This window comes from Niastella caeni (assembly GCF_004834005.1).
In the GTDB taxonomy this organism is placed as follows: Bacteria; Bacteroidota; Bacteroidia; order Chitinophagales; family Chitinophagaceae; genus Niastella; species Niastella caeni.
Genome location: NZ_STFF01000001.1, coordinates 311,540 through 328,336, shown reverse-complemented (window position 1 = coordinate 328,336; position 16,797 = coordinate 311,540). Strand labels below are relative to the sequence as shown.

Sequence of the window (16,797 nt, the reverse complement as noted above, 5' to 3'; positions counted from 1 at the left end):
AAATATTTTAACCACCTAACCGGTGATCAACAGCAATACCAAAGTTTCCCGCATAACGGCCAGGAAAGAAGATCCCATTCAAATTCATAAAATTGATTGAACAACTTCCGTCGAGGCAGGCAACCACTAAATTTTTTTCAACGCTGATAATGGTGCCAGGTTCTTTGTTCTGTTGGCCGGTACTGATCGTTGCATCCAGTATTTTTAATTCAGCACCTTTATAACTGGTGATAGCCCCCCAATTCCAGGAATTGCAGGCTTTGCATAAATTAAAGATGGCTGCTGCCTGCATGGTATGCCAGTTGATCATTACATCTTTTAATAAAGGACGGGAATAGTATTTTGCTTTTGTTTCATCCTGCGGAAACTCCATAAGCTTACCACCGGGTAAGCAGTTCAAAATAAAGTCCACGCCTTCTACAAGTACATTACTTAAATATTGATTAATGAAGGTATAATTATGGTGTTCTTCATTCGCAATACTTTTCCGCCAAACTACCGGGCCTGCATCTGCTTTACTGGTAAGTTTGTGAATACAGACATCAATCGTTTTCTCGCCATTTTTTAGTTGCCAGAAAACCGGACTTGGTCCTCTATAATTCGGAAGAGACCCAAAATGAACATTAAAGACACCGTACTTAAGAGAACCAAGTCCGTTTACATTCAGCAACAGACCATACCCGGTTATAAAAACAATATCAGGTTGATCGTTGCGGATCCATTCGTATATATGTTCTTTCGTTGTTTCTAAAACAATAGGAATATGATAGCCGTTACAGAAGGAAACCACCTGTTTTGTAATAGCGGCTTCCGGCGCAGCTGCATAGAACAGCGAAACGCTGGCCCTTTTTGAAGCCAAATGATATAAAACAGGCTGGCAAACTTCGGTACTCGAAATCACACCTATTTTCATAACAGGCAGGCATGCCTGATCACATGCCCTGTACTATTTAATCGCGTGACGGGAAAATTCCTTGTGTTGCAATAATAAAACTTACACATAGATAAGGCGGCATATTGTCATGCGGCTGGCTTCCCCCTGTAGGAGCAATGGAAGCTGGATTCATTACTGCATCCTTTACAGTGCTATACGTGTCAACAGCGCTGCCACTATTGGGATCTATATAAACGCCATTGTAGTTATTTGCAGGCGTATTGGCGCCAGTACCCGGTTGGGTTCCGGTACCTGCATTCATTAAGTGATTATGAGCAGGTATTTGTGTAATTAGCAAGTTAACAGTTTCTTCTCCTGCAGCCTGGCCAAGATCTTTGGGAGATAATCCGGGACCGTTGCCCCAATGCATGGGAAGGCGTCCCTGTAAATTGGGAAGTGCAAAAGTAGTACGGCCATCGCCGCCATAGGTAGTGCCAAGAAGGGAAAATAAAGCAGTGTTTTGGGCAATTGACATCAGTTGTCCGTTGCAGAATGCAAAGCCAACCGGAGCGAAGTTGCCGCCCCACATTTTGATTTCGCCTAAGAATGGTTCCATAAAATAGAATTGATTAGTGTTATAAAATAAATGCCAGTAAGATGTCTGTTCAGGAGTATTTTAAGGATAAGCTTTGTTAGCAGCTTACAAGAGGGGCTAGACGAATTGTTATTTGAAAATAAAAATTGATTTTAAGGTAGCAAAATTATATTGACACTTTCTTTGAAGTAAAAAAATACTTGATTTAGATTAATATAACCGGTAAGTGTAATCTTAGTTTGTAAATCAATATGGTATCATTATGCAATTATAATTTCGGTTGCCCACGCAGTGAATAGCGGATTGGGTACGCAAAGGGTTTAGGTTGGGTGTTTTTCACGTTTTTTATTTAGGTTGAATTACGTAAATAAGATAATGACAATTTACCGGCACGGGTTCTTGTAATAGGTACGCAAGTTGATGGTGAAACAATGTGTATTAGATGCTGTATAACACATCTGCAGGTTCATAAATGAATTTTATTGGCCGGGTGGGGGTTTAAATAAATACTGAAGGCGCTTCCAACGGGGTGTCTTTTGTATTTAATATAAAAGCTACAGGCTGTCAAGGATATCTTTATAGCCCCTGCCAACAGGAATAGAAACACCATTAACTTCAACCATTTCGGCTGTATAGGAATCAATTTTGTTTACAGCCACTATAAATGACCGGTGAATTCGTTTGAAGAGGTGGGCCGGCAGCAGTTCTTCCATTTCATGAGTGCTTATTTTTGAAATGTATTCCTGTTTGGTGGTCACGATCTTTATATACTCCCGCTGGCTTTCTATATACACGATGTCAGCGAACAGGACCTTCACTTTCTTTTTCTGTATGGTCAGAAACATGAAATCTTTCGTGTCCCGGTTTTCGTTCGATGGCTGTTTTTCTTTCTCGGCTGGCTTTACCTTATTCACGGCTACCAGGAACCGTTCAAACTCAATTGGCTTCAACAGGTAATCTGTTACGTTCAAATCGAATCCTTCTACTGCGTATTGATGATAGGCAGTCGTAATGATCACTGCAGGTGGGTTGGTAAGCGTTTTTAAAAAGGCCATTCCTTTTAACTTCGGCAGGTGGATGTCTAAAAAAATCAGATCGGTAGTATTATGCCGCAGGAAGTCGGTAGCCAGGATAGCGTCTTTAAAGCTTGCCTGTAACTGCAGAAAAGGCACCTGCGAAATAAAGTCAGCTAAAACCTTTACCGCCAATGGCTCATCTTCTATTATGATGCATTTGATCTTAGACATGGCTTTTCAGATTAATTTGTAAAGCGGCAGTGAACACAGATTCGCCCTGTTGAACAGACAGGTTAAAATCTTTATAAAGCAATTCCAGTTGGCGCCGGAGGTTGGAAAGACCAATGTTCTCTTTTACGCTGCCTTCTGACGGAAATGCCTCGGTGGAATTTTTGACAATGAATTGTAGCTGCTGGTTATTAACCGAACAATGAATATCAACAAACGGCCGGTTCCTTGTTTCCGAAACACCATGCTTGAAAGCATTCTCTACCAGGGGGATCAGCAACAGGGGAGGCAGGGATTGTTTCATGTCCTCGATGTTATAGTTAAAATTAACCAATAAGGAATCGTCGTAACGCAATTGTTCAAGCGCAATATAGTCACTGATGATCTTCAGTTCCTGTTCAATGGCAATGTATTCCCCGCCCGCTTCGTACAGCATATAGCGCAAAATTTTCGACAGGCGTACAATGGATTCAGGGGCCAGGTCGCTTTTATCTCTTGCCAGGGAATAAATGTTATTTAAGGTATTGAATAAAAAATGCGGATTGGTTTGTGATTTCAGAAAGTTCAGTTCTGCTTCCTGTTTTTCGATCCGTAGTTGCTGGGTGGCTGCTTTTAATTGTCTGAAATCATATGTAAACTTGATGACGCCAAAAAACAACATGGAAAGAAAACTATAGGGAACAAGATATTCAACTGCTTTTTCAAGGGAAGGATATGTTCTCAATGAAAAATAGAAGCCCAACGCAATGGCGATATGTCGCCAGGCATGAAAGCCAAAGGAAGCCAGCATCAAATGCGCGAACAGCAGAAAGGGGGTTGCCAGCATTCTTGTCCAGCGCATCCTGATAAAAGGGATGGTATATTCGAAAAGTATATAATTCATTACTACCAGGTATATGACCAGCCAGGTATTGTTCACTATTCTTTTCAGAAACGTTTCGGGATGCCGGATCAGATCTATAAAGAGCAAGAACAATAAATAGGCGGCGCCAATGCTTAGATACAAGATCCACCGCTTTTTATTGAATGCTATAGCCATTCGGTTTTTTTATTATGTAAATGTCGGCAAATAGTTCGCTTTTCTTCTTATTGTCTACAGAACAGGCGTTGCGGTAAACCAATAACTGAAAATAGTCAATTAAGCCCTGCTAAGTAGTTTGTATACCACAAACTGTTGTGTATTGACACCCGCGATATTGGCCTGTTTAATTTAAATATTCTTGTGTAAACAATCAGCATATGAACAAGCTTTTAATTCTAATTATAGCCATACTGTCAATCGGTACGAGCCTGCAGGCACAGTTGGAACCCGGTGCCGGCAACTGGAAGACCTGGTTCATTTCATCGGGCAAAGACCATCGCCTGCCCCCGCCGCCTGCTTACAAAAATGAAATTGGGCAGGTATTGTTGGCACAGCAGGAACTTGATTCTGCAGGCTGGCAGCAACTGTTGTACTGGAACGCAGGCGCGCCGGGTTATCGCTGGGCAGATATGGTAAATAAATTATGGATGTCTGATACCGGTTATAATGGCGCCCTGGCCAATATGCTGGTGGGCGTTGGTATTTATGATGCTACCATAGCTGCCTGGGACACTAAATATGCATACAACCGACCGCGCCCTTTTACAACCGATAAGCGTATAAAGGTATACGTTCCCAGGCCCGAAAGTCCTTCTTATCCCTGCGAGTATTCCGTAGCAGCCGGGGTGGCCGTTACCGTCATAGGTAATTACTTTCCCGCCATGCGCGATTCGGTGAATAAAATGGCACAGCAACTCATGGCTGCACGCATTGCAGCGGGCGTTGCATTTCCGGGTGATACGCGTGCGGGTTTTGAATTAGGAAAGACAATTGCCCTGAAAGAAATTGAGCGTACCAAAGGTTTTACACCTGCCACTGCCTGGGATGGAAAGATGCCACAGGGGCCTGGCGTATGGAAAGGAAAGCGGCCCATGTTCCCACTGGCCGGTACCAACAAAACGGTTGTGCTCGAAAGCAGCAGCCAGTTCCGTCCTGCTCCGCCGCCTGATTTTGCAAAAGACATGGAAGAAATGAAGAACTATAAACAAACGTTCGGCACACGCGCGAATGCTTTTTATTGGGCTAGCAACAACTTCTGGTTCGATGCACTGAACCAGAAAATATTTGAGCACAATTTGCACCTGAACCCACCACGGGCAGCCAGGTTATATGCCTTTACGGCTATTGGAAGCTATGATGGATTTGTGGCTTGTTGGGATGCCAAGTATGCTTACTGGGGCCAGCGTCCCGATCAGTATGATACAACCTGGCGGCCGCTGATACCAACGCCGCCATTTCCCGGTTATCCTTCCGGTCACGCAGCCCTCAGTGGATTGATGGGTGAATTATATTCTTATTTTTTCCCTGCCGATAAAGTGTATTTCCGTAAAAAAGCAACCGATGCGGCTGAATCGCGCTTCCAGGCAGGCATTCATTTTCGCAGCGACAATGACGTAGCGCTTGAATTGGGTAGAAAGGTAGCTGCCGCTATCATCCAGCGAGCGAAGCGTGACGGGGTAGCGGAGGCCTCACCGTTAGCGAAGGGAGGGGATAGGTAAAGGGATTGTATAGTCATGAAGCAAGCACCTGCCCGGTGCGAAGGTTAGTTGATATATATATATAATTGTATTTCTCACGTACCTTGTGTTACTAAATGAAATATCAGCTTAGAAATATTCCCTTGCTGAAAAAGGTACTATGGGCCGACTGTTCATTAGGCGTGGGGACAGGGTTAGTGGGTTTGTTATGGTATCCGGCATTAACTGAATTTTTGGGGTTGCCAGTGAACCTTATTGTCATTGTTGCTACTGTTACGTTGGGGTATGGTTTACTGGCCTTACGCCTCGTACTTCAAAGAACGACTTCCATCTTATTCCTCAGGATACTGATAACCGCAAATTGGGTGTGGACAATTATAAGTGTGGCGTTGTTGATTTTCTACATACAAAATGCAACATTATTTGGCGCAGCATTTTTAATATTGCAGGAAGTTGTAGTGGCAATGCTTGCGTACCTTGAGGGACGTCATGTTTATTCGTTCAATGGTGGAGATGCCAGATAAGATTCCAACACTTTAATCATACAAAAGGCCTCATTTGCGTTTCACAATTTCAGATATTGATCTTAATCCAATGTTGGGTTTTTGGACGAATAGGTAAAAAGGTTGTTTACTTTTTTAATAAATGCAGAATTTTTATATTTGTTGTAGCATTACCATTAAACTAATTATCTACTTCTGCATCGTATGAGCGTTAAAATCAATCCTTCAACTCATCCTGAGATAACACTCGCTGATCAATTCCTGCGGTACATTCCACGGTCAGGCAAGATATCGAAAGCGAACTTATTGACTACTATATATAAAGAGAATCCAGAACGGTACGCCAGAAACAGAGATTATTTCGAAGTTGCTTTGGAAATTCTTACGAGGGAGAAGTATGTTGATCTCATAATTAGCAATGACGACGATCTTGCTGGCACTGAGTATCGCTTAACAATAGAGGGTAGAGCCCTTCAGGATGCAGGAGGTTACCTTAAAAGATATAAAGAAAGAAAAGAAAAAGAATCGTTCGACAAGAAAGTGAACACCGCCGAGGGTAAAAAGACGATCTTTGACAATAAGGTTAAATATATCCTTTTTTTTATCGTCGTTCTAACGGCAATTGGCGGTTTGTGGCCAAAACGTTCTTCGAATGCTAAAAAAACTGACACTCAAACTCAGAACCGACCCAATAATGATTCTTTTACACAAAATTTACAGGATCAGTCGGTTGCGGAAACTACTTTGACAGCGTCCGAAAAACCGCAGCCGCAAAATCCCACAAGCCGAACACCAGAAGATTCAAGACCTCAGACGACCCAGCATGCCGAAAAGAAAGCGGATAATATGTCTCTTTCAACCCCTTCGAAACCAATCCAGGTTACAACTTCTGATAATATCGAGTTCAAACTTGTCAAAGTCACAGGAAATGCAAAGACTCAGTCCGTCACATGTACCTTAGTCCTGACTACAAGTGCTGCCAATTGGTATATTATGTCGCAGGTCAAATCCATCATTGATGGAGAAGGGAATGAATACAAACTAAAATCATTTACAAACGGCGCATCAGATTATTTACGTTCAATTGATTTAATCACCGGCATTCCTATAAAATGTACCTATACCTTTAGCGGTGTGTTGGCGGATGTCAAGACTATTAAACTTTTTAAATACGATTACAGCCATTCAGCCGGAGAGCCCTATGCTGTGGAATTTCGTGATATTCCGGTTGATTGGAAGTAAGTAGTTATATAGGACCTGTAAATAAAATTTCTGGAAATATTAAAATGCTATTTACAAACTTCATATGCATAATAATTGTTTAATTTTTATAGTAGTATCATGTAGCTGTTCCATTTTTCCTGCTGTTTTATCGATACAAAATCCGAGTCCACCTCTGTGATTGATATGCTTACCACTAATCTGGTTAACTTTAATATAGATAACTCCAACATCTGAATGCAAAGGCTCATTGAAAGGTATTTCATATATGCATTCTATTTCTGGAGCTCGACTATAATTGAATACGCTATTAGGCATATCCATCTGACGACCATCTTCCAATAGAATAATAACTAAATAATGTTGATGAAACCCTAATTCTCTTAAAAAATTTACTTGTTTTACTCCATCTATAATTTTTTTTGCATTATTAACCTTCGAAACAGTTTTACTTTCCGAAACAGCCTTTACTCTTTTAAATTCTAACGCTATTGATATCTCAGGTCTTTGAGGATCTACTAATAATAAGTCAATATCACCAGGCTTGAAATGGTGACGAGTAAAAGGCTCTTTTACCCCAAAAAAAGCCTTTATTCTATTAGGAACCTCAAAAAATTCTTTTATAAACAGATCACGAAAGACGAAATTATTCATAAGCCATTCTACAGCGATAGCTTCTGTCATTCCTGTAACTGATTCCTGATCTTCGTCGGTCCTCTGAAACATCTCATATTTTTGCTTACCTTCTTGTATTAAGGCTGAATCAAAAGCGATGTATTGAAAGCATAAAGGCCGTTGCATAACAATCTTTTTTGAATGTTTTTTTACAAATTCCTCAATTCCGAAGTCCACTATATAAAAACGTAAAGAAGTAGCAATTGTACTATTAGAAGCATATAAAACTGTGGAAATAAGCAAAAAGGGCTCATTATCGTGAAGCCTTTTCTTAGCTTTTATTGATTTAGCTTTCTTTTAATATTTCATATTGAGTATCAATAAGTTTGAAGTTTTTATAAGTTTTTCAATTCAGCTAAGCTGCCAATGAACTTAACTGTTGGAATAACTAAAAATCAATATTCTATGTCACTTGTGCAAAATGATTTAACTAGGGCACTTGTTTGATTAAGATCTCTATAGCTACTAATTTCCTCTCACCGTAATATATTTGCTTCTTAATATCAAGCTACAACATGCGCTTAACAATTATTCTGCTGGTCACTGCTCTTGCTGCAACTTTATTTTCCGTCACTTCATTTGCCCCGATACCTTATAGTAATAAAAAAGACACGCTTCATAACAACCTCTTCACCGTAGGTGTTGGCGCCGCATTGATAGGAGGGCTGTACGACGGCAACTATCCTTACCGTTTACTTAAGCAACACGGAAATTTTGGCCTGGGTGCTCCGGATAAGCTGGATGGAGAACTTGTCGTATTCCAGGGAAAGGTTTATCAAACCCAATACACGGGCAAAACATTTGTGGTGGACGACCGGAATTTAACACCCTTTGCAATGGTTAATTTCTTTCAACCCGATAAAAAGATCACCAATGGCAATTCAATAAGCAAAGAGTCGCTTCTTCATTTTCTCGATAGTATACTTACAAACGTAAATGGCCTTTATGCCATTCATATTAGTGGAAAGTTCAGCTATATCAAGACCAGGGCTTTCCCGCCGGTAAAAGCACATGACCATACACCGCTGGCTTCCATGCTACACTTGCAACATTTTTTTGAATTCAATAACGTGAAGGGTGACCTGATTGGTTACCGCTTGCCTTCATTCATGGATAATACCAATATTTCAGGCTATCACTTTCATTACCTGTCTGCAAATAAAAATGCAGGCGGGCATATCATTGATGTAAAAACAGACAGTATCACAATTGAAATTGACAGGCTCAACAGTTATACGATACATGTACCGTCGGGCAGTGAGTTTGAACAGTTCGACTTTAAGAAGAACCGGGAAGAGGATATTAAAAGTGTAGAGCGGGGAGAGAAGGAGTGTGAAAAATAAATAAGGAGAAGAAGAGTATAATAACCGTAGGAGAGTGGCATTATAGGCATCATCAATTATTATGTTCATCTAAATGTAAGTCGTACTCTATGGGTGTATAACAATCGCGCTGCTTTGATAATGGAATGTTATATCAATTCGAAGTTGTTAACATTTGTTATTAAATAAAATTTGTGGTATCTTTGCAACCCCTTATAAAGTTATTACATTTGGACAAACAAGGCGACATAATGGACAAAATACAAATCTCTGAAATCTTGGTAAAGGATGCCAAGTTGGAGGCGATTAAGTTAAATGAAAAAAATGTGGCCAAACTTATTGATGAGACTAAGCAAAAACAAGCTGAAGTTCTCAAGCTTAAAGAAGTTGATCAAGAAAGCTTGAAGATGGTTGTTCAACTGTAAAAACTGCTGTCATTTGAAAATTCTTCCTTATTCGGTAGAAAACTTGGCTAAAGCCCTTTCGAACGAATACACATCCTCAGAAGTAATTTCCTCAAAAAATCATTTCATTTATCTAAAGGATTATTTCGGAAGTTCTGACATTGATGCTAAATCAATTGTAATAGAAGAAAATTATGTAAGCAAGGATTTTCTTCATGATTATGCATCTTACTACGCCCTCTGCTTTGAGCCCTACCCGAAGATTTGCAAGCGTGTTCATTTTTTCAAAAGCTCATTTACAGAAGTCGAATTAAAAGCATCACTGATAGATGCAAATGTAACTGCAAATTTTTGGAACAGCTATCTTGGCTTTATTGTTATAAAACCTATACCTGTCACCGTAATAGGATATACTGTACTAAAAACATATTCTAGCAAACAAGCATTTGATGAAAGAAATTTTTGGGGTATCAGGGAGTATGTGATCCATTTTCATGGAACCGAAATAAAAATAAAATCTTTAGCTTTTCAGGAACAAGATAGCGTTTTAGCTGCATGTGCTACTACTGCAATTTGGTCAATGTTAAATAAAGCGGCGATAGACTTCCATACAATTTTAAAATCTCCAAGTCAAATAACTAAAGATGCCGACAATGTTTCTCCAGATGGAAGTAGATTATTTCCTAATAAAGGGTTGAATTTGTTACAAATTTGCCAGGCAATTTTTAATTCAGGGTTGGTATCTGAGGTTAAACAACCTGATTACATTTTAAGAAATAGCAGTGGAGAGCCAATTGGCAGGTTTGTATCAAATAGTTATTTGAAAAAGATTTTAAATGCATATTCTCCTATAGGCATTCCTATTATATTGGTTATTAAAGTCCCCAATGGTGGAGATCATGGTTTACATGCAATTACTGTATCTGGTTTTAAACAAAGTGCTCCCAAACCCATTCCTCCTCAAACACAAATAAGTTGGTTGTCTGATAGTATCGAAAAATTTTATGCCCATGACGACCAATGGGGACCTTTTGCAAGAGTTGAATTTAAAAATGAAATTGAATTAAAAACACCTTGGACTGTTTTTGATCCTAATCAAAAATCAACACTTATTTCAAATATTGTTGTATCCATTTATCCTAAAATTCGTATTTCTTATGAAGACATTGAGGTAATAGTATTAGGTATAGATAGGATACTAAGTTTCTTCTTCAATAATCAAAATATAGCGGATTTAGTTTGGGATATAAAAATTGATTTTTCAGAAAATTTTAAGAAGCAAATAAAACATTCTGCTTTGGAACAAAATGAGAAAATATCAAGATTAACTCAAAGCCTACCAAAGTATCTGTGGGTTGCTTCATGTTATATTGCATCTCACAAAGTATTTGAATTTACTTTTGATGCAACAGACGTGAAAAACGGGATGATTGGAAAGGACTTAATCTGCTATTTGCCAAACGAAATTAAGCCTGTACTTGTTAATTTTCTTGCCGCTAATAAAGCTATCCTTCAATCACTATTCAATCACAGAGCAAGCCACAATTATTATCAATTTTTGATCGATAGATTATCCATTTAATTTAATATTTCATCCTGGCACCATAATCCTAAGAATCGATTGGTGAAAACATAACCACGCCATAAATGACAAATACCGGGGCACTTCCGCACCCGGTATTTGTCAATGCTATTAATTTAGCAAATGTAAGTTTACAGTACAGTAAAGTAATTACTGCTGTTTCTGATCAGTACCAGCTGGATTCTTCTTATCCTTTACCTCCTGGCCATCTGCGGAATACATGATCTTTGTGTCAGGATTGCCACTCAATTTTACCTTGTAAAATACAGCGCCATCCTTATCCACTCTGTAAACTTCATCAATTGATCTGTCTGCATAAGCGCCTTTTACACTTGTTGCCACAGCAGCAGGAAGTTCAGATGTTCTGATCTTCATTCCTTTCGACATCACTTTACCCGAAGCATCATACGAAGCAAAATGATCGATGTCGTTCATTTCAAACTCCACTTTGTACTTCCCTTCCTTCATTTTCCATTCCACATCTGTTGCATTTGGAAACTCAGCCTTAAAACTGGTTTGAATGGCAGTGGGAACATCTTTTTCCTTTAGATTATCTTGTTTGTCTTGTTTGGTGTCCTGGGCAAATGCGCCCATCATTAAGCCTGTAGTCAACAGGCCTGCAAAAATTATCTTTTTCATATGTAGCATTTTATCAGAAAGGCTCACAAATAGTAAGCCAATGCCAGCTTTGGAAGTGTTGATAATTTTGGACACATTTGCGAAACAATTGTTATTGATGGGTTTACAGAAGTTAAAGTTTATGAGTGGTATCTTATTATCTGAAGATCATTAATTTTTCAGTTACTTTTTCCGCATCGCCTGCAACGGTAATGATGTATTGTCCTGGTGCAAGAAGGCTCACATCAATTTTTTGATAGCCACTGATCAATTTTTGTTTTGCTACAATTTGTCCGGTATAACTGGAAATGATTACTTCCGAGAACCTGCCCTCGCGTGTTGAAACATATACGTGTGTAACAGCGGGGTTGGGAGAAACGAACAATGTTCTTCCAGCATTATTGTACGTTACTTTTATTACTGAACTGTATTCAAACCGGCCATCCGTTGCCACCATTTTCAGCCGGTAATAATTAGCGCCCTGCAGTGGCAAATGGTCCTGGTATTGATAATTGGTTACCAGGTAACTGAATCCGCCCTGGGCCTCAACACGGCCACCTTTGGTAAAATGAATGGCATCGGCACTTTTTTCAATTTCAAAATGATTGTGGTTCTCTTCATACGCGGTTTGCCATTTCAGGGTTACCTGGCGTTCTTGTTCAGTTCCTTCAAAGCTTAATAGTTGTAAAGGAAGCGTAAGGTTCAGGTTCATGTAGTCGCAGCCTGTAGGTAATGTCATATTAGGCGGAGCAACGTTGCTGACCGTCCAGTTGGCTGAGTTGGTTACGGCTGTTCTTAATTGCGCAACAGTGAGCAATGGGCCTGTACAATTGAACCTGCCATTGTCCTGTTCGCTGGCGCCAACGCCTTCTGTTCCGATCCACAGAGCACTGGTGCCTGCCGAAAGACCCAATGGCATTCTGCTGTAATTGGCATTTTCAGTTATACAGGTAGGGTCCCAGGAAGCTGCTGTAGTATTATTGCATTGGCCAATGTCTGTTGAATAAACGTTCATATGCAATCCGGCAATAAGCGTTGGTGATCCCACGGTACCACTATAAGCAATGATCTGATCGCCGCTGGTGGCAAAGCTGGGCATTGCGCCGCTGCAGGCGCCTATGATAGTATTGCCACTGGAGCCTCCAAACAGGATAGCTGTGGCGGCGCCTGCCGAGGGACCGGAAATTCTTATTTCCCGGCCTGCTACCAGGGTACCAGTATACGTCCAGGTAACGGTTTGTTCACCCACACGAAACACATTGGTAGATAACCAGGCATTATCTGTAAAGTTAATAACAGTAGTTCCTGAAATATCTACCAACAACACAAATGAAAATTCGTCGGTAGTGGAACCGTTGCTGAAGTAACCTGTAAAGAGCAGGTCGCCGGCAGTGAGTGTGGTTGATCTTACTGTAAGTGATATCGAAAAGAAAAGGAAAATGGCAACAGCCGTTTTGATCGGATGTAAGTATAACAGTTTCATGAACTATATTTTATCCTGTAAATGATTAGTTTGCGGAATGAATATAATGAAATATTCGCATGTGTGTTGGTGAAATATAAGGGAAAGGTGGCGGCAATTAAGTATAGTTATGAACCGGTTGGATGGGTGTATAAGTGGAAGGAAGGCAGCGGCATAAACATTGATGGTAATAACTTTGCTTCTTCACTCCGGGGACCGGAACTAAAAAATTTATGCCATATGTATAAGTTAATTTGTTTAGTGTTTTGTGCTGCCGTAACAGCCATGGCTTGTAACGACAGTCAAACTACAGTTAAAGGGTCAAATGCGGAATCTGGTGCAGAATCCGTTAAGGCCGATGGCGATACGCTGGGTTCTCCCGTAGAAACCGGGTCGCCCAACGCATCGTACAAACCAGCTTTCGCGGGCCAAACACGAATTGGCCGGGTTACCACGCAAACGCCGTATGAAGCTGTCGTGATCACTTCCGATCTCAAACAACCCTGGGGAATTGCCGTAATGCCCGACGGCCGGTTCCTGATCACACAGAAAGGTGGAACCATGCGCATTGTTACGGCCGAAGGAAAGGCAGGTAGCCCAATTACAGGTCTGCCAGAAGTAAACAGCCGGGGGCAGGGCGGTTTGCTCGGATTAACGCTCGATCCGTCTTTTGCCAGTAACAGAATGGTGTACTGGGTGTTTTCTGAAAATACGCAAAATGGCACGCTCACCAGTGTAGCAAAAGGCAGGCTTGCAAATGATGAACAACGGATAGAAAATGCAACGGTTATTTACCGCGCCACACCGGCGTACAATAGCAACCTGCATTACGGCGGCAGGATCCTTTTCGACAAAACAGGCAACCTGGTAGTGAGCACCGGCGAGCGATCTGACCGCGAAACCAGGCCACAGGCGCAATCGCTCAATTCAGGCCTGGGCAAGATCATTCGCATAAACACTAACGGACAACCGGCAAGCGGAAATCCTTTTGCTGGTCAAAGCAATGCGAGGCCGGAAATTTATTCTTATGGACACCGCAATGTGCAGGGCCTGGCCTGGCACCCTGAAACCGGCGACTTGTGGGAAAATGAATTCGGGCCACGGGGAGGTGACGAAGTGAATCTCATTCAACCCGGAAAAAACTATGGCTGGCCCACGATTACCTACGGAATTGAATATAGTGGCGGAAAAGTGGGTGAAGCCATTACGAAGCAGGAGGGCCTGGAGCAACCGGTTTATTACTGGGACCCCGTTGTATCGCCAAGTGGCATGACTTTTTACAATGGCGGCAACATGCCGGAGTGGAAAAACAATTTATTCATTGCCGCTTTACAAAAGCCGCATCTTATACGCCTGGTTATTAAAAACAACAAAGTGACAGGGGAAGAAAGGTTGCTTGAAAAGGAAGACCAGCGGTTCAGGGATGTTGCCGTGGGTAAGAATGGAATGTTGTATGCGGTTACGGATGCGGGGAGAATGTATCGTATAGGGAAGAAATAAATAATAGCCGCTATAAAATGAAAAAGGGCTGCCTCTTAGTTTCGGGGCAGCCCACTTGATAATTGTACTGCAATAAACCTATCGCTAATTTTTCACGATCCGTTTAATGATCTTTTTATCGCCATTAATAAGCTGCACTACATAGATGCCGGCAGGATATTTATTGATGTGCAATTTGTGAACATGGCCCGATGCTATTCCGGTGTAGTAGGTTCTTCCGTTAAGATCGGTTACCACTACCTGTGTCCTTTTTGTGCTTTCGGGCAAGATGATGGTTATTTCATCTTTTGACGGAACAGGATATACCTGTATGCGTTGCTCCGGGGTGTTTGTGATAGTTATCGCGTTGGTTGTAGATGCGCGAGCGGCGGCTGATCCATAAACCTCCAACTCATAAATAGAATAACCATATGCCGAACCGCGGGCCGTGCCATACATGCGAACATACCTGCCTGTAGACGTCAAGCCAGTATAGTCATTGGTGAGCGATGTATTTCCCGTGATGTTTCTTACCGTTGTCCAGTTGGAATTATCAGCAGACACCTGTACCAGGAAATCCCTTGCATAAGCTGCTTCCCATACGAATTTAATACGCGAGATATTGTATTGAGCGCCGAGGTCAACGGTGATCCACTGCGGATCAACATACATGGTGGCCGACCAGCGCGTAGACGTATTGCCATCCACCGCATAATTTCCTTCGAGCCCGGATGCTTCAACAGAAGATACGGTTACATTTTTATTCAAAGCAATATTGGGTGAAGTGGTAACCAGCGTACCGTACACCTCCAGGTCGTAGATGGAATAGCCATAGGTAGTGCCACGGGCAGTACCGTAAATGCGCACATAACGGCCGGTACCGGATAAGCCTGTGTAGTCGTTGCTTAATGAAGTATTGTTCTGCACGTCGCGCAGGGTGGTCCAGTTGAAGTTATCACCTGAAACCTGTACCAGGAAGTTTTTTCCATAGGCAGCTTCCCAGTTGATGCGGATGCGGTTGATAGCATAGTTGTTGCCAAGGTCAACGGTGATCCATTGCGGATCAACACCCTCTGCACTGGCCCAGCGGGTTGAACCATTACCATCTACTGCGTTGGGACCTGTCAGCGTACCGTCTTCAATAGAAGAAACCGTAACGGATTTGTTCAGGGCAATGTTTGCAGGATTAGGATTTGTTGGGCCGCCGAAGTCATCAGCCGGACTAAGCATATTGTTGCGAATAAATAAACCGGCTTCTTTTAGTCTGCTGGTTGTCCAGTTAGTACCGGAGCAGGTGCCGGTGGTCCATACCGCGCCGCTTCTGAAATCATCACTGAAGTTCCAGTTTGCCCAACTGATCTTTTTTGTGCGCATAAGGTCCATATACCGTTGCGACATGACCAGGTCGTTAGCGCCGTCGCCGGAAGCTTCCTGCGTGCCGAATTCGGTAACGAAGATGGGCAACCGGTCTGAGGCCCAGTCAAGATGGTTCAGGTAATAATCCTGGTGGCTTTTGGCGTAAAAGTGAAACGTGTACAGGATGTTCGGGAAGGTAAGCGGACTGCTCACTATCTCCTGTGCGCTGCCATTTTCGGAAAGCCCCAATGAAGACCAGGCCCTGGTGCCTACGATAATGGGGGCATCATTGTCAATAGCCCTGATGACGGGGATTACCTGGTTGGCATAATTCTTAATTGTTGCCCAGCTTACGTTGCCATTGGGTTCATTACAGATCTCGTACAGGATGTTGTTGTTGTTTTTAAAAGTGTTGGCCATCTCGGTAAAGAAAGTGATGGCTCGGCTGGTGTTGTAGTTGGGATCGCCGGGCGTAAGCATGTGAAAGTCGATCAGTGCATACATACCGCGGGCCGTTACTTTGTTCACCAGTGTTTTTACCAGGTTGGTAAAATAAGTAGGATTGGTTTCATACCCGCCTTCCTGAACATACATGGAAATGCGAAATACATCTGCTCCCCAATCATTCGCCACCGCATCGAGCGAGGCATCGGTAAGACACTGGTTGTACCATTGAATACCGTGGGAGCTCATGCCACGTAACTGAATAGGATAGCCGTTCTGGTTGGTTAGTTTGGTGCCTGTTACTTTTAGCTGGCCGTTGATGGCAACGGGTGTTTGTGCAAATCCCCAGGCACAGAGGAAAAGGTTTACAAACAGGACAATTGGTTTCAGTGGTGATTTCATTGACTTGGTTTATTTTACATGTTCTGAAAAAGACAAACGGGTTGGCCTATCCGGTTA

At 41.9% G+C, this 16,797-nt stretch carries 15 protein-coding genes; 7 read left to right on the top strand and 8 right to left on the bottom strand.

Features of this window, described 5'->3' with window-relative positions:
• Positions 1 to 7: 7 nt before the first annotated feature.
• The 4 genes from FAM09_RS01355 to FAM09_RS01340 form a co-directional block, all read right to left on the bottom strand.
• A complete protein-coding gene (locus tag FAM09_RS01355; protein ID WP_166436993.1) occupies positions 8 to 901 on the bottom strand; it encodes a methionyl-tRNA formyltransferase in 894 nt (297 codons plus the stop codon).
• Between the two features lie 49 nt (positions 902 to 950).
• On the bottom strand, positions 951 to 1,490 hold the full coding sequence (locus tag FAM09_RS01350; RefSeq protein ID WP_136575278.1) for a phage tail protein: 540 nt from the start codon (positions 1,488 to 1,490) through the stop codon (positions 951 to 953).
• Between the two features lie 533 nt (positions 1,491 to 2,023).
• Entirely contained in the window at positions 2,024 to 2,716 is a 693-nt protein-coding gene (locus tag FAM09_RS01345) for a LytR/AlgR family response regulator transcription factor (protein WP_136575277.1), read from the bottom strand.
• Positions 2,709 to 3,752: a sensor histidine kinase gene (locus FAM09_RS01340; RefSeq protein ID WP_136575276.1), complete on the bottom strand. Its 1,044-nt coding sequence runs from the start codon at positions 3,750 to 3,752 to the stop codon at positions 2,709 to 2,711. Before FAM09_RS01340 ends, FAM09_RS01345 begins: the two co-directional genes overlap by 8 nt.
• A gap of 200 nt (positions 3,753 to 3,952) precedes the next feature.
• Between FAM09_RS01340 and FAM09_RS01335 the strand changes: the two genes are divergently transcribed.
• From FAM09_RS01335 to FAM09_RS01325, 3 genes are all read left to right on the top strand, one after another.
• Positions 3,953 to 5,293 (top strand): phosphatase PAP2 family protein, encoded by a 1,341-nt coding sequence (locus FAM09_RS01335; RefSeq protein ID WP_136575275.1) that lies wholly within the window; start codon positions 3,953 to 3,955, stop codon positions 5,291 to 5,293.
• A gap of 95 nt (positions 5,294 to 5,388) precedes the next feature.
• Positions 5,389 to 5,796, top strand: a complete 408-nt coding sequence (locus FAM09_RS01330; RefSeq protein WP_136575274.1) for a hypothetical protein — start codon at positions 5,389 to 5,391, stop codon at positions 5,794 to 5,796.
• A gap of 183 nt (positions 5,797 to 5,979) precedes the next feature.
• Positions 5,980 to 7,017 (top strand): hypothetical protein, encoded by a 1,038-nt coding sequence (locus FAM09_RS01325; protein ID WP_136575273.1) that lies wholly within the window; start codon positions 5,980 to 5,982, stop codon positions 7,015 to 7,017.
• A gap of 60 nt (positions 7,018 to 7,077) precedes the next feature.
• On the opposite strand, the gene FAM09_RS01320 is transcribed toward FAM09_RS01325, so the two are convergent.
• A complete protein-coding gene (locus tag FAM09_RS01320; protein ID WP_136575272.1) occupies positions 7,078 to 7,797 on the bottom strand; it encodes a hypothetical protein in 720 nt (239 codons plus the stop codon).
• A gap of 389 nt (positions 7,798 to 8,186) precedes the next feature.
• Here FAM09_RS01320 and FAM09_RS01315 point away from each other — a divergent pair, with 389 nt between their 5' ends.
• The 3 genes from FAM09_RS01315 to FAM09_RS01310 all read left to right on the top strand — a co-directional run bounded on the left by FAM09_RS01315 (position 8,187) and on the right by FAM09_RS01310 (position 10,979).
• Complete coding sequence (locus FAM09_RS01315; protein WP_136575271.1) at positions 8,187 to 9,014, top strand: acetolactate decarboxylase; 828 nt, start codon at positions 8,187 to 8,189, stop codon at positions 9,012 to 9,014.
• Between the two features lie 230 nt (positions 9,015 to 9,244).
• Positions 9,245 to 9,418, top strand: a complete 174-nt coding sequence (locus FAM09_RS30590) for a hypothetical protein (RefSeq protein ID WP_153825434.1) — start codon at positions 9,245 to 9,247, stop codon at positions 9,416 to 9,418.
• A gap of 13 nt (positions 9,419 to 9,431) precedes the next feature.
• Positions 9,432 to 10,979, top strand: a complete 1,548-nt coding sequence (locus FAM09_RS01310; protein WP_136575270.1) for a hypothetical protein — start codon at positions 9,432 to 9,434, stop codon at positions 10,977 to 10,979.
• A gap of 150 nt (positions 10,980 to 11,129) precedes the next feature.
• Here FAM09_RS01310 and FAM09_RS01305 read toward each other — a convergent pair whose 3' ends face one another.
• On the bottom strand, positions 11,130 to 11,618 hold the full coding sequence (locus FAM09_RS01305; protein WP_166436992.1) for a PepSY-like domain-containing protein: 489 nt from the start codon (positions 11,616 to 11,618) through the stop codon (positions 11,130 to 11,132).
• A 136-nt stretch (positions 11,619 to 11,754) separates the two neighbouring features.
• Positions 11,755 to 13,080, bottom strand: coding sequence for a T9SS type A sorting domain-containing protein (locus FAM09_RS01300; RefSeq protein ID WP_136575268.1), 1,326 nt, complete (start codon positions 13,078 to 13,080; stop codon positions 11,755 to 11,757).
• A 219-nt stretch (positions 13,081 to 13,299) separates the two neighbouring features.
• On the opposite strand from FAM09_RS01300, the gene FAM09_RS01295 reads away from it, so the two are divergent.
• Positions 13,300 to 14,559 (top strand): PQQ-dependent sugar dehydrogenase, encoded by a 1,260-nt coding sequence (locus FAM09_RS01295; RefSeq protein ID WP_243751555.1) that lies wholly within the window; start codon positions 13,300 to 13,302, stop codon positions 14,557 to 14,559.
• Between the two features lie 84 nt (positions 14,560 to 14,643).
• Here FAM09_RS01295 and FAM09_RS01290 read toward each other — a convergent pair whose 3' ends face one another.
• On the bottom strand, positions 14,644 to 16,740 hold the full coding sequence (locus FAM09_RS01290) for a cellulase family glycosylhydrolase (protein ID WP_136575267.1): 2,097 nt from the start codon (positions 16,738 to 16,740) through the stop codon (positions 14,644 to 14,646).
• Between the last annotated feature and the right edge of the window lie 57 nt (positions 16,741 to 16,797).